Consider the following 22800-nt stretch of genomic DNA (forward strand, 5'->3'; position numbering starts at 1 on the left):
ATTTTAATTTATTGGTTTGTTGTAAAAATAATTGAGAAGTCTATACCATCTTACGAACATTTAATTAGTCAGGAAACGGTTATAAAATAAACCGGAATGGGGAAAGAAGCAAAAACCCCTTTCCTCAAAATTTTTTCATAGGAAAAGTTTTCATTGGAAAAGCTTAGTTATTTGTTGTTTGATGAGCGGCTTTATAGTATTGTTTTTTAAATCTCAATAAAGCCAATTGCTCATTTAGTTGAGTTATAGTATCGATTAATATCTTTTCTTGTTGATTAATGATAGTTAGGCGCTCATCCAATGTTTCATCACCTTTAAGACACAGCTTGACATAGTGTTGAACATCTTTAATTGACATATTCGCGTTACGTAAACATTCAATTAGCTTTGCCCACTGTAAGTCGGCATCAGAAAAAAGCCGTTTTTCATTCTGGTCACGTTGCAAAAATGGAAATAAATTTAATGAATCATAATACCTTAATGTATGCACAGATAAGCCTAACATTTTAGCTGCTTTAGTCACAGAGTATTTAGGTGTTTGGTTTAATTCCCCATTTTGTGCAATTGATGCAATACAATCATTTATATTTACCATATTTATACCCATGTTTTCATAAAAATCAATTAAATAGATTAGCAAGTATGACAATTTGACCAAACTTGACTTAGAGTTACTCTAACCATTATAGTTCACGCCAACAGTTAAGAAAAGTATGGGAGAAATTAACATGAACCCAAATAATATAAGAAATTTTTGTATTATTGCCCATATCGATCACGGTAAATCAACACTGGCAGATAGATTAATTGAGATGACCAATACTGTCTCTGAACGTGATATGAAAGAGCAATTATTAGATAACATGGATCTTGAAAGAGAACGTGGTATTACAATTAAGTTACAAACCGTACGCATGTACTATAAAGCTTCAAATAATATTGAATATGAGCTTAATCTCATCGATACCCCTGGACATACTGATTTTAATTATGAAGTTTCGCGCAGTTTAGCTGCTTGTGAAGGAGCTTTGTTGCTAGTTGATGCAACTCAAGGCGTACAAGCACAAACAATCGCTAATTTAAAACTGGCTCAAGAGCAGAATTTAACTATTATTCCAGTTATCAATAAAGTCGATATGCCAAATGCGGATGTTGACAGCGTGATTAAAGAAATCGAAGAGTTAGATGGCATTAACTTAGATAAAGTTATTTTAGCTTCAGCTAAAACCGGCGTAGGAGTTGATAATATTTTAGAATCAATCGTTGAAAACATTCCTGCGCCAGAAGCTAATAAAGATAAGCAACTGCAAGCGTTAATCTTTGATTCTCATTATGATGTGTATCGCGGTGTCGTGCTACATGTACGCGTTTTTAACGGTGCTATTCATACTGGAATGAAAATTAAAATGCTCAAAAGTGATATTGAATTTGAAGCATTACAAACTGGCGTATTTTTACCAGCAATGAAAACTGTTGATGTACTTGATGCAGGTGAAGTTGGATATATTTCGACTAATATTAAAATCGTCGCAAATGTCAAAGTCGGTGATACCCTAATTGATCCTAATCACCCAAATACCAAAGCAGTACCTGGTTATAAAGAAGTCAAACCTATGGTTTATGCTGGATTATTTCCAATAAAAAATGAAGACCAAGAAAAACTTAAAGATGCGGTTGAAAAATTATCCCTAAATGATTCTGCATTTATTTATAAACAAGAAAACTCAATGGCCCTTGGCGCAGGATTCCGTTGTGGTTTTTTAGGCATTTTACATATGGAGATTATTCAAGAAAGACTTGAAAGAGAATATGGTATCGAAATTCTCTCTACCTTTCCTAGTGTTGAATACCGTGTAACATTAAAAAATAGTGAAATCATCAATGTTAATAATCCTATGTTGTTACCGAGTTTTGAAAAAATTGACTATATTGAAGAACCATTTATAGATGCAGCAATTATTATTCCTATGGAAAATATTGGCGAAATTATGGAACTTTGTCAGGAAAAACGAGGTATCTACGTCGATATGATTTATCTGAATAATAAAATGGCAGAGTTGACCTTTAAACTGCCAATTTCAGAGATTGCATACAATTTTTATGATTCACTTAAATCGATTACTCATGGCTATGCATCTATAGATTATCGTGATAGAAGTTATATTGCATCGGATTTGGTAAAAATGGATATTTGGTTGAATGATGAAATTGTGGATGCATTTTCATTTATTTTACCTCGAGATAAAAGTTTTGAACGAGGTAAACAAATTGTTCAAAAGATGAAACATGTTATTCCTCGTAAACTCTATCCTATGCCGGTTCAATCAGTAGTCGAAAATAAAGTTATTGCTCGGGAAGACATTCCACCTTTACGTAAAAGTGTCACCGGTCGTGGCTATTCGGGTTCGGCATCGAAAAAGAAAAAAATCGCTAAAAATATTAAAGAGAATAAGATAAGGCAACGTAAATTTGGTGGTGTTGATATTCCACAAGAAGCATTCCATGCAGTATTAGATATCCATTAGCGTGATTGGCTAATGATATCCTCATTAAAATTGACTTATTAGCTTATTATAAACAGCGGTTGAAAAGATAATTTCACCGACGACCGTCGGTGAAATCTTTTAATGCGTTTTTATTTAGATTAATTAATCTTTAATATAAAGAAAAATTATTAAACTAATTGCTAGATTTTATTAGCGATAAACTAGCAATAAAATTTACCATACTAAGTTCATTCTTATCTAATATCCTGATCTTTAATGATTCACTGATGTGATATCAATCACTCGATCGGCACTTGCTATTGTTGATGTTCGATGAGCAATAATGATACGTGTTATTTTTAATGAAGATATTGCATTATTAATTTTAGTTTCATTATCTTCATCTAAATGACTTGTCGCTTCATCAAGAAATAACAAGCAAGGTTTACGATATAATGCCCTAGCAATCAATAAACGCTGTTTTTGCCCACCTGATAAACTATTACCTAATTCGCTGACTAAGGTTTCATATCCCATGGGCATTTTCATAATTTCATTATGGATGTTACAGTGCTTAGCACATTCAACCAGCCATTCATGATTTTTTTCATTATCGAAACTGGCGATATTATCAGAAATAGATCCTGCAAAAAGTTTATCATTTTGTAATACACTTCCAACAATATCTCTATAATTATTGACACCAAACTTATAAATATCAATACCATTTATAAGAACTTCGCCTTGAGTTGGTTCTAGTAGGCCATTCATGACTTTCATCAAGGTTGTCTTTCCTGCACCTGATGGACCAATAATTGCGACACTCTCACCAGCCTTAATTTTCATATTTATATTAGAAAAAATAGGCTGCGAAAGGTTATCATACTGATAAGCTATATTATTCAGTTCAAATTCAACAGGGATATCTTTCGGTAATTGATTTTTTGATTCAATATCGTTTTCAGTGTTAGTCAATACAATATCGGTTAATCGTTCGGTATGTAAATTTAGCATTTTCAAATCTAATACCATATTTATCAGATTTGCTGCTTGTTCAGAAAATTGAGATCTGTATGCGGTAAACGCAATAAACATACCAAGTGTCATTTTGTCATTCATTACCAGCGATGCACCAACCCATAATATTAAAGTTTGCTCAACCAGCATAATTAATGTATTCACACCATTAAATATCATATCTAATTTGGTTAGGCGAATATTGGCGTTAGTTGTATCAATATTCATATTAAGCCAATATTGAGCTCTAGACTCAGTGAGTTTTAATGATTTTAGTGTATCAATACCATATAAACTCTCCATAAAATGGGAATTAGCTTTGGCCTCTTTCACAATCTTTTCTTCAGATGCTTGTCGATAACGCTGATAAGTTACCACTCTTAATATTATATAAATTAGAGTAAAACCGCAGACAATCCAAACCAACCAGCCACCATACAGTAGCATCATGATAAAGACACCGATTGTCATCAAAATGTTAATAATACTACTTACGATACTTTTTGTTAGCGTTGAACGTATAACCTCTAATGAAACAAAACGAGACTGTATATCACCTAGTTTTCTTTTTTCAAAATAGGCTAAAGGTAACTTCATTAGATGCCCAAAAAGTCCGGCTTTCCATTGAATATCGACTAAAGATTCCATAACTAATGATGACCAAGATCGTAACATCGCAATAAAAGTTCTAAATAAAATAAAGAACAATAATCCAATGCAAATTAAACCTAATAAACTATGATCTTTGGCGATAATTACATGGTCCATAACCAATTGCGTTCCAATCGGAAGTAATAAATTAATGGATTCAATAATCAGAGATAGTGACAGAATTTTAACTAAAAACCCTTTTAAACCATCAATTTGAAACAACATTTTTAGCAAACTAAGCTGACTACGTTGTGTACGTGGTTGAAACTCTTTATCTGGCCATAACTCAAGTGCTATCCCACTGAAATGCTTTGACATTTCATTTATACCAACTTCTCGACGACCAAATGCCGGATCATGTAAAATAAATTTGTTTCTTTTAACGGCAACTAATACCACAAAATGGTTAAGATCCCAGTGTAAGATACAGGGTGTTTTTAACTGGTTTATCTCATTTAAATCTAAAGAAAGAGGACGGCTTTGTAATTGAACGCAAGCCGACATATTAATTAATGTAGCAAGAGTGACACCATGTGATGAAACCCCTATCTGATTTCGTAAGCTAAATAAATCGACATTCATGCCATAATAGCGGCAAATCATAGTTAAACAAGCAAGGCCACATTCTGCAGCTTCAGTTTGCAAAATTTGTGGTATTTTTCTTCGCCATCCAAAATGTAAACTTTGAAGTATATGCTGGAATTGATTTCTAGCCATTGATTGGTCCTGTAATACTTTTCTGAATATCGTAAAAAGGTGATAACATCCATTGATATATAGGTCTTTTCTCTAAAAATAGAGTAATATCAGCTTTCATGCCATTAGTTAATTTAATTTTATTATTGAACTTAGCCATTTGCTGTTTATCAAGCGATACCATTACTTTGTAATATGCTTGGTAATTAATGGTGTTTTGGGATAGTGGAGAACTGCTATAAGTCGACATTTCTTGATTAGAAGCCGGCACCTTAGATATTGACATAATTTTACCGGAAAACTGACCGAATTTTTGATATGGATAAGCTTCATAACGAATATTAAGTTTATCATTAACCGAGATATAAGGAACGCTATCATTAGGAACCCAAAGCACTAAATAATAACCATTAGTGTTCGCAGGAATAATCTGTGCAAGACTATCATCATTTTTTACCATCTGCCCTTCTGTAACACTTAGTGATTCAATACGACCATCACTAGGCGCACTTATAATTAACATTCCTCTGGCGTTAACTTCAGTTAATTGGCGTTGTAAATCATTTAATTGATATTGGTATTCAGATATTTTGTTATCAAAATCAGCTATCTTGGTCACTAATTCACTGTTGAGCTGAATAATACCTAATTTTTCTTGAATGATTTGATTCTGTAGTGATTGATAGGCGTTTTGTTGTTGATAGTATAAATATCTTTGATTATTAAATTGTTCATTATTAATAAGTCCCTTCTTTTGGTAAACAGCAAAATTCTGCATGCTTTCATACATATCTGTCATACCTTTTTCGGCATTTTTAACCAAAGATAAAGATTCTTGATGGGATTTATTATACTCGTCTATTTGTTGCTGTAGCGCATTTAATGTGATCTGTTTGTTTTCAGTTAGTGTGGCAATAATTTTCGATATATTATTAATTTGATTATTAATTGCTTCAACTGTTATTTGGGTTACATTACCTGACTGTGTGGTTCGACTTACATCTAATTCATAAATAGGATCACCTTTTTTAACTATATCGCCAACTTTAACATGACTATTAGTAATGAAACCTTGCTGTGGTGCAAATAGATTAATAGCTCTGGGTTGAGTGGTAATTTCACCAGCGACATTAATTCGTCGAGTATAGGTGCCGAATATTACCGTGAGCACTAAAATGATAATGAAAGTAATTGATAATAAGAAAACTAACCATGCTGAACATCCTTTAAGTAATAATGCCTTTCCCATCCATTTAGCTTTTTGGTAATTAACAGCTTCTTGACGAAACAATCGATTATCTTCCATACAATATGTTACCTATTTTTCCTTACCATTAAGTAGCTACGATATATTTATTATTTCTATTTATATAGTTAAGTATGTAAACTTTATTTTTTATAAGACTATCATATTGAAAATATGCTAATTATTTTCGACTTTACTGTGATATTTCTATTTCTTAATGTATAAACAAACCAATTAGAGAGTGTTAATTAATTTTTAAAATAATTAAAACTAGCATCTAAATTAATTTGGCATTTTATAATTTAAAGATAATGACTTATTGAAAAATTGCTAAATCTTAGTTTAAGATGGCTTTGTTTCAATTCACTAGATGACATTTCAAAATAAAACGAGAAACGAATCTCGCTTCCCGTTTTACCACTTTAAACAATATAAATTAAGGACAATCAGCTACTACTATCTTTTACCAAGACCGATTAGGCCTAAACCTGCACCGATAATTTGGCTAATAGCACCGATACCAGCTTCAACGATTTGACCGATACCTTGGCCTAAAGCGCCACCAGCTTGTTGACCTAAACCACCATTGTTTGGATTTTTAGCATCAATGATCCAACCGATACCTTTACCTAAAGCACCACCTGCATCAGCGATGAAACCAGCACCAGATACTTGTTCAACTTCTACTTTGTTTAATTCTTTCATTTTTTTTCCTTATTCCAAAAAATTAATTTTAAATTTAAATCTAACCGATACCAATTAATACATGGTATCGCTTAAATTCCTTTTTATTTAAGCAGAAAACAAAATGCCGATCAAGTCAATTTTTAACAAAAAAAACCTTATTTATAAATAATTTAATTATTTCAATAAAATAAGACAAATAATCAAACAAATTAGTGTAACCGTTAACAAACAATGCTGATTAAAAATCACTCGTTTTAACGAAATCAGTAACAAAATAGGTAATTTGGTTAATTCTCATTCAGAAACCAAAATAGAAATTCTTAACAACGCTTTTAACCGAAATTGTGACGTATATTTTCTTTATTTTTATCTGTTTTGGTGATCATTTTTATACATCAGATGCAACTAGCTAAGCTATGCTAATTTAAACTTAGACAAAAATTAGCCTGACCTTTTTATTAAATTTTTTATTTTTTATCCCATAATAAAAACTATAGTCACAATATAGTTAATAAAATATCATCAGATAAAAATATTAAATTGTCGTTAAAAGTGTCAATTTGCAAGCTAAATAATCGATTTAAAGACTATCTAAACGAGAAATTTCGACTGTTTTCATTTTCAATAGATTAAAATAAGCATTTCTTTTATGACGCAAATTATCCAATATTACTAGATAAGAAATCATGTTTAATTATGATCTATTGAAAACGACTATTTGATTGATTTGAATGTAATGGACAAGTTAAGCATTGGCTCACTTTTTAGAAAGTACAAACTCAGTGAATTTATATAATTAACACTTAAAGCTATCTACTAATCTATAAAATACAACTACATCCAATATTCATATTGCAGATAAATCCATATATCTTTATGAATTTTTATATCAAAATAAGATATTGCTGGTAAATACCAGCAATATTTTTATAAAATACCATAGCTAACTTTATTAAGCAAAACCTTTCAAGCCAACAACATGAACATGTTCTTGGTTATTGATAACCTTACGAACTAGTTTATAGGTTGTACCTTTTTCTGGGCTAATGTTTTCTGGTGCAGCAATAATAAGCTGCATTTCTAATCGTTCGCATAACTCAAAGAGTGTAGCAATCGATTTGGCATCAAGACGAGCGGCCTCATCCAAAAATAATAATCGACATGGTGAAATATCTTTATTACGTAGACGTTTAGACTCTTCTTCCCAACTTTGAATTACCATAAGTAGAATAGACATACCTGTACCAATCGCTTCACCGGTTGATAAAGCACCACTTTCAGCTCGTAACCAACCATCAGCACCACGATTAACTTCCACATCCATCTCTAAATAGTTTCGATAATCTAGCAACTCCTCACCAATATTTTGTGCAGTTCGTTGTCCCATATCAATATGTGGATTTAAACGTTGATAAAGTTTGGCTAACGCTTCAGAGAAGGTAATACGATTATTACTAAATAGATCCTGATGTTCATTTTGATCATCAGCTAATGCAGCTAATAATGAAGAGTGTGCCTCACGAATACTAACATTCAAACGAACACCATTAACCTGACCAAATGCCACCGCTTGTAATCCTTGATTAAGCATACGAATACGGTTTTGTTCACGTTGTATAGTTTTACGAATAATATTAGCCACACTTTTTGAACTAATAGCCAATTGCTGTTCTCGTGAAGTAAGTTCTTCAGTTAAGCGTGACAACTCAATTTCCATTTGTTCAATGGCTTCAATTGGGTCATCAGTTTTGACGATATCTTGGCGAATTCGTTCACGTAGATGTTTATAAACCGCAATATAAAACTGGATTTTACGTTCTGGTCGTTTCGGATCTTCGGATAATCTTAATATATCACGTAAGTGTTCATTATCATTTACCGCTAAACGCAATGAACCAAGTGCCTTATCCGACATAGAACGTAGTTCATCAGCACTGAGATAAGCCAATTCTCGTCGATGTAATCGTCGTTCTACACTATTTTCTTTAACAAGTCGTAACACTAAACACCAACCAGCTTTTGCTTCAACAACTTGTTCACGTAATTGTTTATAATCACGCAGTGTTTGTGTTAAGCGTTTTTGCATTTGCGTCATTTCGCTTTCACACATAATAAGTTGTTTTTCCAAAGACGTACATTGTTGGCGATTACTATTGAGTTTTTGATGAATTTCATCACGACGGATACGAGCTCGCTCTTCAGTGATTGCATCCGCTTTAACACCAATTTGTTCGATCTCTTTATGCAATTCATTAAGCATGTCTCGCTTAGTTTCAAATGCACTTTTAAGGGATGCTAATGTTTGATTGTATTGATTATATTTATCTTGATACTGTTGCATTTGACGACGAGCTTCACCTCGTTGTCCTTCAACAACTTCTAATCGAGCACGTAATTTTTCATTGAGATCACTATTTTCATTCAACATACCCGCTGAATCTTCATAGCTAAAATGTGCACGACGTTGCATCACTTCCGTTAAAGCAAAAACTTGTTGGCGAATGGTTTGCTGCTGAGCTTTAACCGAATTGTACTGCTCACGTAACGATTCATTCTGCTCAGGATCACTTTGCAATACTGCAACAATGGGTTCAAGTTCTGCAATAGTATGGCGATGACGACTAACATATTGCGCGGCCTCTTGCGCTTCAGCAACTTGCTCACGTAGATCATCAACCCGATCCGCTAAATCATCATCAGCCAATAAATGCATTTGAGCTACCAATCGATTTACAGTGATTAACTGCTCTTTACAATTTGCAACTTGTTGTTGATTTTGTTTATCAATACTTTCTTGTGCCAAGAGCTGACGTTCGATTTCATTACGTCTTGTCGATAACTTTTGCGCTTCGGCTTCTGGATCGATATCAAATGCTACAGATAGATATTCACCAATAAACTGCCCAACATTTTGCTCAATACGTTGTAATTTTTGCAGATCAAATGAAATTGTTGCATAACGTTCATGTAATTCATCGCGTTCTGACGATAATTTTTCAAGATGAATTTCACGTGCTGCTCGGCCAAATAAAGGGACCTTAGGAAAACTGGAAAAGCGCCATTGACGATCACCGGTTTTAACTAATACTGATTTAGTCATCTCTTCACAATCAAAAACACTATCGTCAAATGAAGATGGATCACCTTCGATAAAATAGATATCTTCTGGATAATCTTCTTCACTATTTGTCAGGCTTTCTAGTTGAGCTTTTACCAGTGATAAATCAGGTACCACAATAGCTTGTCTTGATGGACCATATAATGCTGAAAAGTAAGGCGCATCATCAATCGTTACATCTTCATAAATTTCAGAAAGTAATACACCATTAAACCTTTCCGCTAACGTCGATAAACGACCATCATCAACACCACTTGGTTGATTGAGTTGTTCAATTTGTGCATCAAGTTGATTGCGTTTGAAGTTTATTTGATCACGTTGTGTAACTAAAGTACGTTCCTGTTCAAGCAATTGTTGCATATGTTGCGTGACTGCATGACTGTTAGTAAACGTTTGCTCTGTTTGTTCTTGCAATGCGATAAGTGCATCTTGGGCTTTTAACCATAAAGGTGCTTTTTGTCGATAAGCACCAATTTGCGTTTGAATTTGCTCAAGCTCTTGTCTAAATTCAATACGTTTTTCACTTGATTCATTGGCAAGCTCAGCATTTTGATCTAGTTGAACTTCTAGCTCTTGTTTGAATTCATCAAGCTCATCATAATTAAGTTGACGGCCAAAACGCTTACAAAATTGAGTTAATAATGATTCAGCTTCTTTTTGCTCAAAAAAGCGTTGCTCTAATTCATCTAATTGTAGTTGTAAATGTTCTGCTTGATCGGCTTGGTAACATTGTGAAGGCCACTGCTTTAATGCTTCTCTAGCGGCACGCCAAGCATCACTGCGCACTACGTCCCCCACTAATTTAACAACTAGTTGATAAGCTCTATCAAATTGATTAATTGCGGCATCAGAAACACTTAGTCTTTGCTCTAATTCTAACAGTTGTTCAGTAACTTCTTTTTGTTTTTCTTCAAAGATTTCAAAATGATTTTCAACATTACTTATACCTAATTTTGGTAATTGGCATAGTTGTTGAGCATTTTTTAAAGCTTGAATAGCTTGTTGGTATTGGATTGCTCGAGTCTGCTGCACATCTAAAGCTTGTTGATAATCAGCTAATTGGGTTTTTATTTCATCAACTTCTTGCTCAGTCTGCTCAACTTGATCACGGTAAGTTTGATACTGTTCATTGGCTTCGAGGACAACTTCATTTTGCTCTTCAAGTTTCAAATTCAGATCATCTAAGTCCGCTTGATAACGGTCTATTTTTTCTTGTTGACGTAAAGCTGTTTGCGCAAGGTTAAGATGATCATTGGCTGCCTGAAGATCCGTTTCTAAGTCACTTTGAGCATCTTGATATTCTTTTAATTCTTTTGCCATTTCAACTTGGCGGAATTGATTACTAATCAGCAGATCTTGCGTTTTAAACATGTCACGACGCAATCCTAAAACCGATTCGATATGGACTCTACGTTCATTAGCATGACGCATATAGTCAGCAGCAACGTAGTTTGTAGACTCAGTAATAAGGTGTTTGAATAAATCACGATCCGATTGTGTTACTCGAATAGCTTCAAGTGTCATTCTATTTTCACGTAATGCTGCTTCCATATCTTGGAAGGCTTTTCTGACACCACTATTTTCCGGCAACAAATAATCACGTAATGATCGTGTAATAGCACTTGAAATCCCCCCATATAGAGAAGCTTCAATCAAGCGATAATATTTACTTCGGTCAGATGAAGAGCGTAACCGTTTCGGTAATACACCAAAATCAAACATGACTGAATGATAATCGGTAATAGAGTTAAATTGTTTAAAAATAACGCCTTCCATTGACTCAATTTTATCTTTTAATTCTGGTAGTGATAAAATTCGAGCCTGTTTATCATTTAAACGTTCCGTTACCAATGCGGTTGGACTAATATTGACTGGTAAGCCTTGTATTAAAAAAGGTTTAATATCTACTTTTTTGTCACGCCCTGCTACTTGCTGTAAACGTACACCACAGATAATTCGCTGATTACGAGAGTTGATAACGTCTAGCATAGAGTAACACACACCTGGCTTTAACTTACCATGTAAACCTTTATCTCGAGAACCGGAGGTTGCACCCGCTTCAGTGGTATTTCTAAAATGTAATAAAGTCAAATCAGGAATTAGCGCTGTGACAAATGCAGCCATAGTCGTTGATTTACCTGCGCCATTACCACCTGAAAGCGTGGTAACCAGCTGATCAAGCTCAAAGGTTCTGGCAAAAAAACCGTTCCAGTTAATTAAGGTTAATGAGTGAAATTTACCGTGTCCCATCATCATTATTCAATCTCCTCATTAACATTTTCATCTTGTTCTTCACTATTATCATCATCCAAAATAAGTGATGATTCTATTTTAATCGCTTCACCATCTCGAATTAAGCGTAATTGCGCTTCTTGCGCATCATCACTACTGCGAACATCAGCACCAAAGCGGAAAATAGATTCATTTATACGAAATCGACTACTATCGTTACCTACAATAAAGAAGATCATGCCTAGTCGACGTAAGCGATTTAATGCGGTTTTTACTTTATCAAATAGTTTTTGACGATCTAAGTCAGATCCCGTTGAACGTTGATTAACTAATTTCAACAATTTACTTTCATCCGCTAAGGAAACCAGTTCATCAAAAAGTTCTTGCAAAGTGAAAATACCTTCATGCGCTAATCGTTCTGGGCTTAAATAGAGATAGCACAATACTTTACCCACTAACATGTCTAATTCAGAAAGAACTGAACGGGGAATTAAAGTGGTTGAACGAGGACGAAGATAAAAAAAGCCTTCTGGTGCACGAATAAGCTCAACATTATAACGTTGATAAAACTGTTCAAGTTCAAATTGAAAATCCATCAAAAATGCATGATTATCCAGTTCATCAATACCAATATGGCGGCCTGAGCGTAATAAACTATCTAGTTCAGGAAAAATTGGATTGGCAATAGCTTGAGCCAATTTCACTGGCATATATTTATCTATAGACGCTTGAGAACTTGCAGCAATACGTCCCATGACTTCATCGAGATGATGAGCAGTTTGTTCCATTTCTATATCTTTAGTATCTGTTGATGACATGTGCTTGTACCTTAGCTCCATAATCGTTAATAGGTTTCCATTCGGCAGGAATACCAAGTAAATCACTTTCGGCAATACCTAATCGAATAGCCTGATCAATAAACAATCTTGCAATATCAAAATGCTGTTCTCGTGGGAACTGTGCTAAATAACTATGAATAGCAATACTCATATCAAGTGGTTTATTTTCTTGTTTAAAGATCAATAGATTTTGTTCAATATGTGCAACTATATGCTCTTGAATTTCTTCAATCATTTCAAATTCGAGTTCAGAAGGTAACTCACCTGTCACTTCAGCTTCATGTAATGCCAACTCTTCGTCACGCATATCCAGTAAACGTTCAGCATTCGCAAAAGTAAGTGACCATGGTGAATCAAAATAGCTTTGGATCGATTTGCGTAATCGTTGAGAAAAAACTCGATTCTTATCTAAATCAATTGCAGTACGAATAAATTTATGAACGTGCCTATCATAACCTATCCATAGGTCTATTGCTTTTTGTCCCCAACCGATGATTCGGTCTAATTTACCTTGTAAATCAATAACTACATTATTAATTTTATCTAACTCAGGATTATCCAAAGTCGCATCTTGTATTAAAAGCAAACTAGCTTGTAACTTATCGCCAGCCGCTGCTAATGTATCTTGTAATTCACGTAAGGTTTGCGATGTTTCTGTCAGTAAGCCCTCACAGCTACTAATTGCCGCCTGCCAATCTTGACTTAATAATGCAGAAATATTTTGTTTTACATCAGCTTGTTGTTCATCCATCACTCGCTGAGTGATATCAATGCTATCAAAGATCTCAGCTACTGAATATTTTAAAGGTGCGAAAACATTACGATGCCAATGTAAATCATCACCACCTTCAAGAGCAGCATCTGCGGCACGTTTTAATTCTTGTGCAACAATTGAAAGCTGAATTGATAAACGTAAAGTCGAGAATTCTCGTTGACGAATATAGTAATCAGATATACCAATTCCCAAAGGTGTCAATCGATAAATAGAATAACCATCGGTCATTTCGCTAGCAAAACGTGTGATTAAACGCTGGCGTACTAAATCATTAATCGCATTATTAGCACGGACAGTAATAGTATCTTCACTTTGCTCAAAAATGTGTGAAACATGTCGAAAACCATCAATTAATTCAGATTCAGTCATTTCACCATCAAAGCGTTCACTGTTTAATACAGCTATTGCCAACAAAAAGGCTAATCGCTCAACAGGCAAAGCAATCGAAAAATCATTTTTTTTTGCCCAAGAGACCAGTTCTGGCACTGATTGGGAAAAATCCATCATAGTGATTCCTTAATTAAGGATGTTCAGAAAGCCTGACATCTTAAAATAATATGAGAAACACAATATATTGTGTTATGGACAAAATTTTATCGATTATATAACAAATTGTAGTAGTTAAAAATAGCTAAGTTTAGGATTTATTATTAGATGTAATATACTATATTCCATTTTCTCAAATTACTTTTATTACCTTAATCAAATTGGCTTCTATAGATACAAAAATAATAGAATATTAACCTACAACTGGTGCTTTCTATAAATCCAACAAAATTGAAGCGCAGTGACAACTTATCAATTACTGCAAATAAAGAGGGTAAACCGCTGACCAGTACTCCTGTCACTATTGATGTAGTTAATAATTTAGATAAAACAGAGATATCCAATGATAAAGGGCAAGTAACTATTAAACCCAATCAAAGGCCAAATGTTATTGGGTTGAAATTGACTTGCTAGTAAAAATAACCAACTAGCGACACAAGATTAATTTATATATAAAAAACGGGATTAATATCCCGTTTCCTATTAATCATCTGATTAAACTTCAGCATTAATTGGACGAGGTATAAGAAAACTACAAATTAGAGCTAATACCGTAATCGCTAATCCAAGTAACATGCCATTAAAATAACCATCAATTGAACTACCATTCATCATCTGAATTGCTGGTAATAAAGCAAAACTTAAGCCTGCGCCTAAATTAAATGCACCAGCATTCATTCCTGGTAGAAAACCTGGGTTTTCGCTAGGAGATAAAACAACACCTAAGCCATTTAAGATAATATTGGCCATGCCTGCGTAGAAAATACCTAGCACAATAACCCCTACCGATAAAATAGGTAGAGAATGAATGCCATAAAACATAATAACTAAAATGCCAATAACACAGCCCACAAGACCTAATTTTAACACATTGTTATAACCCATTGTTGGTGCCAACCTTCCGGAAAATGGTCCCACAAACCAACCAATTAAAGCATAAGGAGTAAGAAAAATGAGTGAAGCCCAATCCGCTTCTAATCCAAAGCCAATCTCATGATTTTGAGCAATTGACATGACCAAACCATTAACAATGGCGAAAATACCTGTCATGGTTAAAGTTGTTGTTAATAATAAAGCCCATGTAGCACGTTTTTTCAAATGATTGGTGGTAACAAGTGGTTGTTTATTTCTTTTTTCTACATGCCAAAATAGAATAAAACATAAGATAGCAAACAGTGTTAATGCTACCACTATCAACCAATTTGCATTACCCAGTTTACCCGCTTCATTAAGCGCGAGTAATAGCGCAGCTATGGTTAAGACAATTAGCAAAACACCTAACCAATCCATTTTAGTGCCTGCCGATGGTTTGGATTCGGAGGCAAAACGGTGAACAAATAAAGTGGAAATTGCAGCCACTATAGCTATAACCCAAAATACAGAACGAAAACCGAAATGAGTTGCAAGTAGACCACCAGCTATCGCATCAACACCAGCAATACCACCATTTACTGCTGTTATTATTCCCATTAACATACCATATTGTTTAACATCTTTTACTTCAAAACTTAACATTAACAAGCATAGAGGTACGACAGGTCCAGAGACACCTTGAATAATCCGCGCGGCATATAACACTTCAATATTTTGTGCAACAGCAGCTAAAACTGTACCTAATGTCATGATTAATAACATAGCTGTTAAGACTTTTTTTCGCCCTTTTATATCACTTAATCGTGGTAAAAATAATGAAAATAGAGCTGCTGCTGTGAAAAATGAGGTTTGCGATAGCCCAACAGCAGCATCATTCGTTCCTAACTCTTTTGCTATGGTTACTAATACAGGGCTTAACATACTAGCATTAAGTTGGAAAGCAACACATGCAGCAAGTAAAGCCATCATCAGTGTAAATACACTGGATTTACCTTTACTTTTTTCAATCATAGATTAACCTCACCTATTCGTTCTAGGGAGTCAACAATTAAATCCCAAAAACCAGTATGATCAAGTTCAGTTGCAACCTGAGTATGACAACTATCATCAGGAGGAAAACGAAAATCAGCCACGGTCATTCCTAAAGTTAATGTACCTGTCAATTCAATATCAACTGGCACTCGTTTAGTTTTTATTAATTCAGGATTTATAACATAAGCAACAGCGCAAGGGTCATGCACTGGCGGATAAGTAAAACCTTGAGCTTGTTTATACATTTTTCCGAAGAATTCCAGCATTTCCAAAACAAATTTAGCTGGTTTTGTTTTTATTGCAGATATTTTTTCAATTACTTCTGGTGTAGCTAATGCTTGATGGGTAAGATCTAATCCAACCATAGTAACAGGCCATTTTTCATTAAATACTATATGAGCTGCTTCTGGATCTATCTTGATATTAAACTCAGCAACAGCACTCCAGTTGCCAACATGATACCCACCACCCATCAAAACAACTTCTTTTACTCGCTCAACGATTTTCGGCTCTTTACGTACCGCCATTGCAATATTAGTTAAACCGCCTGTTGGAACCAATGTGACTGTTTTAGGGGGATGTGACATAATGGTATCAATGATTAAATCAATAGCATGCCTTTTATCTAATTGAATTGCCGGTTCCGGTAAAACGGGGCCATCAAGTCCAGAGTCACCATGAATATCAGGTGCCACTTCTACATTTCTAATTAAAGGTCTTACCGCTCCTGCAGCAAAAGGTACATTTGTAATATTAGCGATACGTGCAACAGATAATGCATTGCGAGTTACTTTTTCTAATGTTTGGTTACCAACAACCGTAGTTACCGCTAGCAATTCAATATTTGGATTACCATGAGCTAATAAAAGTGCGATAGCATCATCATGACCGGGATCGCAATCAAGGATAATTTTTTTTGGCTGATTCATCATAAATCGGTTCCTCAAGTAAATTTATATATTTGCCATTCGTTTAAGCACATTTTGATGCGATGGCATATTTGATGCACCTTCGCGCTCAACGGCTAAAGATGCAAAAGCTGAAGCATAAATTGCTGCTTGATAAAGGGTTTCTCCTTTAGCCAATGAAGCACAAAAAGCGCCATTAAAAGCATCACCAGCACCAGTTGTATCAACAGGAACAGCTAAAAAAGGCTTAATATGTTGATGATGTTTTCCATCATAGACAAGAGAGCCTTTACTACCTAAAGTAATAATGACTGTTTGAATCCCTAATGAATAGATTTTTTCTGCTGCAAGCTTAGCACTATCGAAATCATTAACTTCAACTCCTGACATTAAACTTGCTTCAGTTTCATTCGGAGTAACAATATCGATATAAGACAATAACTGCTGAATATCTTTAGAATAAGGCGCCGGGTTTAACACCACTTTTACCCCCATTGCTTTAGCTAATTTCATTGCATTTAAAACAGCATCAATATTATTTTCAAGTTGAACTAATAGAATATCAGATTGTTTAAGATAACTTTCTAACATTACAATTTCTTTATTAGTAATTGTTAAATTTGCACCCGGATAGATGGCTATCATATTCTCGCCATTCTCTTCAGAAACATAAATGACGGCATTGCCAGTAGGTTCTTTATCTGACTGATACAAAGTAAATGAGTTAATTTTCGATGAAGAAAGATGATCATGAGCAAATTGACTAAATTGATCTGTTCCCACTTTTGCGACAAAATGAACTTTTGCATCGGCATGACTTGCAGCAAGTGCTTGATTGGCACCTTTTCCACCTGGACCAATCATACTTTTTTGTGCCAGAATTGACTCACCACCTTTTGGAAATCTTGCTACTTGCGCAACAATATCAACATTAAATGAACCTAAAATACAAACATTACCGTTCATTCTGTCTCCTAGTTTTTTAAATTTCTGTTTTTCATATCTCGTCATTAATGAGGTAATACACTCTTTATCAGTAACATTGCTTACTAATCTGTGCCTTTTTATCATGGCACCACCGTGACAACGAATAACTAATAACTGTTTCGCCAATGTAGAGAGATCTTTTCTAATAGTCTCTTTAGATACTTTAAATATTTCCGAAAAATATTGAACACTACCTTTTTCATGTTTATCTAAATAAGCTAAGATAGCTTTTTGTCTTTCTTCTAAGAACATAAAGTAAACCTCTTGATGATTAAATCAAAGTATAGCTGGATTAAATCATTAAAAGAGTGATAATAATCATAACTTATGAGATAAAACAGAAGCAAACGGAACTAAGATAGGTTGGACTCGACTGCTTTAAAAATAATAAAATTTAATGAAAATTATTCATTTTATTATTGTCACATCTATTAGTAATAACTATCAGCAAAATAACTATACTTTTGCTATAACTCATAACGCTATATCAAGTTATCATAAAAAATAATAATCTAATTTTGATAATAAAAAATTAATTCCTTACTCGCACTGTCGCTAATTTATGCTAAAATCGCAAAACATGAATAATCTTTCTTAACATAAGGATGTAACGCAATGCATATCGGTATACCAAAAGAACGGTTAGCCAATGAAGCTAGAGTTGCAGCAACACCTCAAACCGTTGGACAACTGTTAAAACTTGGATTTACAGTTTCAGTAGAACAAGGTGCTGGGCATGCTGCTCATTTCGAAGACCAAGCTTTTATTGATGCTGGAGCCACTATTCAAAGTACAAAGGATATTTGGCAAAATGATCTTATTTTAAAATTTCATGCGCCAACTGATGAAGAAATCGCTCTAATGAAAGAGGGATTAACGCTTATCAGCTATATTTATCCTGCTCAACATAAAGATCTTTTAGAAAAACTTGCAACTAAAAATATCACTGTAATGGCAATGGATTGTGTACCTCGTATTTCACGAGCTCAATCACTTGATGCATTAAGTTCAATGTCTAACATTGCTGGTTACCGTTCAGTTATTGAAGCAGCAAATCAGTTCGGTCGATTCTTTACTGGGCAAGTTACTGCTGCAGGTAAAGTACCACCAGCAAAAGTGTTGGTAATTGGTGCGGGTGTAGCGGGCCTTGCTGCAATTGGTGCGGCAGTTAGCTTAGGTGCTATTGTTCGTGCATTCGATACACGACCTGAAGTTGCAGAACAAATTAATAGTATGGGAGCTGACTTCTTAGAATTAGATTTCGAAGAAGAAGCCGGTTCTGGTGATGGCTATGCTAAACAAATGTCTGCTGCATTTATTGAAGCAGAAATGGCATTATTTGCTGAACAAGCTAAAGATGTTGACATCATTATCACTACAGCATTAATTCCAGGTAAACCTGCACCAAAACTTATTTCAAAAGAGATGGTTGAATCAATGAAACCAGGCAGTGTTATTGTTGATTTAGCAGCTTTAACTGGCGGTAACTGCGAATTAACTAAACCTGGTGAAGTATTCGAAACTGATAATAATGTTAAAATTGTTGGTTATACTGATTTAGCTAACCGTATGCCTGCACAAGCATCACAATTATACGGTACTAACATTGTTAATTTATTAAAACTACTTGCTAAAGAAAAAGATGGCAATATTGACATCAACTTTGATGATGTAGTGATTCGTGGTGTAACTGTAGTTAAAGACAAAGAAATAACTTGGCCCGCTCCACCAATTCAAGTTTCAGCACAACCACAGAAAAAAGCGGTTGAGCCTGTGGCTAAACCTGAACCAAAACCAATGTCATCAACCAAAAAATATGGCATTTTAGCTTTATTAATTATTGCCTATTTCTGGTTAGCAAACTCTGTGCCTGAGAGCTTTTTAGGTCACTTTACCGTATTTGCATTATCATGTGTAGTTGGTTATTACGTAGTATGGAATGTAACTCATTCATTACATACACCACTAATGTCAGTTACTAATGCAATATCGGGTATTATATTAGTCGGTGCAATATTACAAGTCGGTGATGATAATGGCTTAACAACGGCGATTGCCTTCGTTGCTATTTTAATTGCTAGTATCAATATTTTTGGTGGATTCTTTGTTACTCAAAGAATGCTGAAAATGTTCCAACGTGGCAAGTAAAGGAGATTATTGATAATGTTAAGTCATGGAATCATTCAAGCAGCTTATGTTATTGCTGCATTACTATTTATCTTTAGTTTACGAGGCCTATCAAATCAAGAATCAGCTAAATCTGGAAACATTTATGGCATGATCGGTATGGCAATTGCGCTTATTGCTGCTGTTGCTAGTATCAAAGGTGGACTACACTGGATCATTATTGCTATGGTTATTGGTGCCGCTATCGGTCTTTATCTAGCTAAAAAAGTAGAAATGACCCAAATGCCAGAACTGGTTGCGCTTCTCCATAGTTTTGTTGGTATGGCGGCCGTTCTTGTTGGTATAAACAGCTTCTTAGATCCGCACATGGTTGCACCGAATGAAGTAACAATTCATTTAGTTGAAATTTTTGTAGGTGTATTTATCGGTGCTGTTACCTTCTCAGGATCAATTGTAGCATTTGGAAAGTTAAATGGTAAAATTAGTTCAAAACCATTATCTCTCCCATATAAACACTACCTAAATCTAGCAGCAATAGTTGTATCAGTTATCTTGATGTTTATATTTATTAATGTACAAACTGGCGCAGGAGCCTTAGTTTGTTTACTTATCATGACAATTATTGCATTAGTGTTTGGTTTCCACCTTGTAGCATCAATTGGTGGTGCGGATATGCCTGTTGTTATCTCAATGCTTAACTCCTATTCTGGTTGGGCGGCAGCAGCGGCAGGCTTTATGTTACAAAACGATCTTCTAATTGTAACTGGTGCGTTAGTGGGTTCTTCTGGTGCAATTCTTTCTTACATTATGTGTAAAGCAATGAATCGTTCATTTATCAGCGTAATTGCCGGTGGTTTTGGTAGTGATGGCAGTTCATCAAGCTCTTCAGAAGAAGAACAAGGTGAATACCGTGAAATGCAACCAGCAGAAGTTGCGCAAACCTTAAAAGAAGCTCGCTCAGTAATAATCGTACCTGGTTACGGTATGGCCGTTGCTCAGGCTCAAGGTGCAGTAAGTAACATTACTGAAAAACTTCGTGGTATGGGTATAGAAGTTCGCTTTGGTATTCACCCAGTTGCAGGACGTTTACCTGGCCATATGAACGTATTATTAGCTGAAGCAAAAGTCCCTTATGATATTGTATTAGAAATGGATGAAATTAATGATGACTTCCCTGATACAGATGTTGTTTGGGTAATTGGTGCTAACGATACAGTTAACCCAGCGGCAGAAGAAGATCCTAATAGTCCTATCGCAGGAATGCCGGTTCTAGAAGTTTGGAAAGCAAAAACTGTCATTATTTCAAAACGCTCAATGAACACCGGCTATGCTGGCGTGCAAAACCCACTATTCTTTAAAGAAAATAGCTACATGTTATTTGGTGATGCTAAAGATAGTGTTGAAAAAGTGTTGCAAAATTTATAATAATGTAACCATTAAAAATAACAACAAACTGCGACTTAAGTCGCAGTTTTTTTAATGACAATTTTTATTTTTTGAATGTTTTAGATAAAAAACCAATAATGAGATCGGTAACTTCACGATGTATCTCCCCTCTCGCACGATAACCACCATCTTTACAAATAATACTTTCATCTTGTTTCTCTTGATTTAAGATATCTAATGCATTGGATTTACAAATTTGAATAAAACTGAAATGCATTGCATCTGGAATAATAATATAATTGGAGGATGATTTTGGTAGAAATTCTTGTACATAACCTGATTCAAGTTTGGCATCTGTATCACCTATATCTATTCCAGCTCCAATAATAAGAGCAGGAATTTTAATTTTTTCTAAGCTATCTACGGTGAATCCTCTTGTCAAACCAGCATCTAAAGATATGAATGCCTTAATCCTAGGGTCTAACATACTCTTATTCAGTTCTGGATTTGCTAAACCAAGTTCTGACATCAAATGACAACCTTTTAAATATGAATACTTTTTACAATCCTCATTAAAAGTGTCAGTATTAAATCTAGCGCCAGAAAGTGTAATAACTGACCAACCACCTAACGAATGGCCTATAGCGGCAATCTGATTAAAATTAATAATATTTGTGAGTATTTGATCTTCAGCCAGAGCATCAATAGTTTTGCTTAAATCCTGCGGACGTAACCATAGTTTAGCTGACTGCTCTGTATTCTTATCAAATATAGTTGTTTCTGGATGATTAGGAGCTACACCAATATATCCTTTTGCAGCTAATTCATGTGCAAGCCAGCTTAAATTTTGCCAACTGCCACCATAACCATGTGAAAGTAAAATTAATGGAAATTGAGTGCTCTTTATTTCCGGTCTTGTATCAGCAATAACTTCAAAACCAAAAAATAGCATTATCAGCTATAGTTATTAAATTTTACTTATTATTTGTTGTATACCAAACAGCAATATCTAATGGTCTTCCATCTTGTATATCATAATGAATTCGCTTGAAACCAATATATTCTGATGCGTTGGAAATAAGAGGAAAAAGTAAAATAAATAAATTAATTACACAGAAAAGTAGCCTAACCATACATTATCCTTAACAAGGTTCTTTTTATTATAATTGAAATCTAAATTATAAATTGGGTATA

The 22800-nt window shown here is 34.5% G+C and carries 15 protein-coding genes; 3 read left to right on the top strand and 12 right to left on the bottom strand.

Annotation, left to right across the window (positions count from 1 at the left end; genetic code table 11):
• Positions 1–163: 163 nt before the first annotated feature.
• On the bottom strand, positions 164–595 hold the full coding sequence (locus tag H3T80_RS06840; protein WP_158092448.1) for a MerR family transcriptional regulator: 432 nt from the start codon (positions 593–595) through the stop codon (positions 164–166).
• A 133-nt stretch (positions 596–728) separates the two neighbouring features.
• Between H3T80_RS06840 and lepA the strand changes: the two genes are divergently transcribed.
• On the top strand, positions 729–2525 hold the full coding sequence (lepA, locus tag H3T80_RS06845) for a translation elongation factor 4 (protein WP_232350110.1): 1797 nt from the start codon (positions 729–731) through the stop codon (positions 2523–2525).
• 234 nt (positions 2526–2759) lie between these two features.
• Here lepA and H3T80_RS06850 read toward each other — a convergent pair whose 3' ends face one another.
• The 9 genes from H3T80_RS06850 to rbsK all read right to left on the bottom strand — a co-directional run bounded on the left by H3T80_RS06850 (position 2760) and on the right by rbsK (position 18345).
• Complete coding sequence (locus H3T80_RS06850; protein WP_198200911.1) at positions 2760–4871, bottom strand: peptidase domain-containing ABC transporter; 2112 nt, start codon at positions 4869–4871, stop codon at positions 2760–2762.
• Positions 4864–6156, bottom strand: coding sequence for an HlyD family secretion protein (locus tag H3T80_RS06855; protein WP_198200913.1), 1293 nt, complete (start codon positions 6154–6156; stop codon positions 4864–4866). Before H3T80_RS06855 ends, H3T80_RS06850 begins: the two co-directional genes overlap by 8 nt.
• A gap of 396 nt (positions 6157–6552) precedes the next feature.
• Positions 6553–6801: a hypothetical protein gene (locus H3T80_RS06860; protein ID WP_110447153.1), complete on the bottom strand. Its 249-nt coding sequence runs from the start codon at positions 6799–6801 to the stop codon at positions 6553–6555.
• Between the two features lie 934 nt (positions 6802–7735).
• Positions 7736–12154, bottom strand: a complete 4419-nt coding sequence (mukB, locus tag H3T80_RS06865) for a chromosome partition protein MukB (protein WP_198201184.1) — start codon at positions 12152–12154, stop codon at positions 7736–7738.
• A gap of 2 nt (positions 12155–12156) precedes the next feature.
• Positions 12157–12888: a chromosome partition protein MukE gene (gene mukE / locus H3T80_RS06870; protein WP_198201186.1), complete on the bottom strand. Its 732-nt coding sequence runs from the start codon at positions 12886–12888 to the stop codon at positions 12157–12159.
• A 43-nt stretch (positions 12889–12931) separates the two neighbouring features.
• A complete protein-coding gene (gene mukF, locus H3T80_RS06875) occupies positions 12932–14254 on the bottom strand; it encodes a chromosome partition protein MukF (RefSeq protein ID WP_086353907.1) in 1323 nt (440 codons plus the stop codon).
• Between the two features lie 534 nt (positions 14255–14788).
• On the bottom strand, positions 14789–16177 hold the full coding sequence (locus tag H3T80_RS06880; RefSeq protein WP_198200915.1) for an MFS transporter: 1389 nt from the start codon (positions 16175–16177) through the stop codon (positions 14789–14791).
• A complete protein-coding gene (locus H3T80_RS06885; RefSeq protein ID WP_370527995.1) occupies positions 16174–17127 on the bottom strand; it encodes a nucleoside hydrolase in 954 nt (317 codons plus the stop codon). The genes H3T80_RS06880 and H3T80_RS06885 overlap by 4 nt, the downstream gene beginning before the upstream one ends.
• Positions 17128–17151: 24 nt before the next feature.
• Positions 17152–18345, bottom strand: a complete 1194-nt coding sequence (gene rbsK / locus H3T80_RS06890; RefSeq protein ID WP_198200916.1) for a ribokinase — start codon at positions 18343–18345, stop codon at positions 17152–17154.
• Between the two features lie 363 nt (positions 18346–18708).
• Between rbsK and pntA the strand changes: the two genes are divergently transcribed.
• Entirely contained in the window at positions 18709–20241 is a 1533-nt protein-coding gene (pntA, locus tag H3T80_RS06895) for a Re/Si-specific NAD(P)(+) transhydrogenase subunit alpha (RefSeq protein ID WP_198200918.1), read from the top strand.
• 15 nt (positions 20242–20256) lie between these two features.
• On the top strand, positions 20257–21645 hold the full coding sequence (pntB, locus tag H3T80_RS06900) for a Re/Si-specific NAD(P)(+) transhydrogenase subunit beta (RefSeq protein WP_065650792.1): 1389 nt from the start codon (positions 20257–20259) through the stop codon (positions 21643–21645).
• A gap of 64 nt (positions 21646–21709) precedes the next feature.
• Here pntB and H3T80_RS06905 read toward each other — a convergent pair whose 3' ends face one another.
• On the bottom strand, positions 21710–22558 hold the full coding sequence (locus tag H3T80_RS06905) for a hypothetical protein (RefSeq protein ID WP_198200920.1): 849 nt from the start codon (positions 22556–22558) through the stop codon (positions 21710–21712).
• A gap of 22 nt (positions 22559–22580) precedes the next feature.
• On the bottom strand, positions 22581–22739 hold the full coding sequence (locus H3T80_RS06910) for a hypothetical protein (protein ID WP_198200921.1): 159 nt from the start codon (positions 22737–22739) through the stop codon (positions 22581–22583).
• Positions 22740–22800 lie beyond the last annotated feature (61 nt).

The organism is Gilliamella sp. W8145, assembly GCF_016101145.1.
In the GTDB taxonomy this organism is placed as follows: Bacteria; Pseudomonadota; Gammaproteobacteria; order Enterobacterales; family Orbaceae; genus Gilliamella; species Gilliamella apis_A.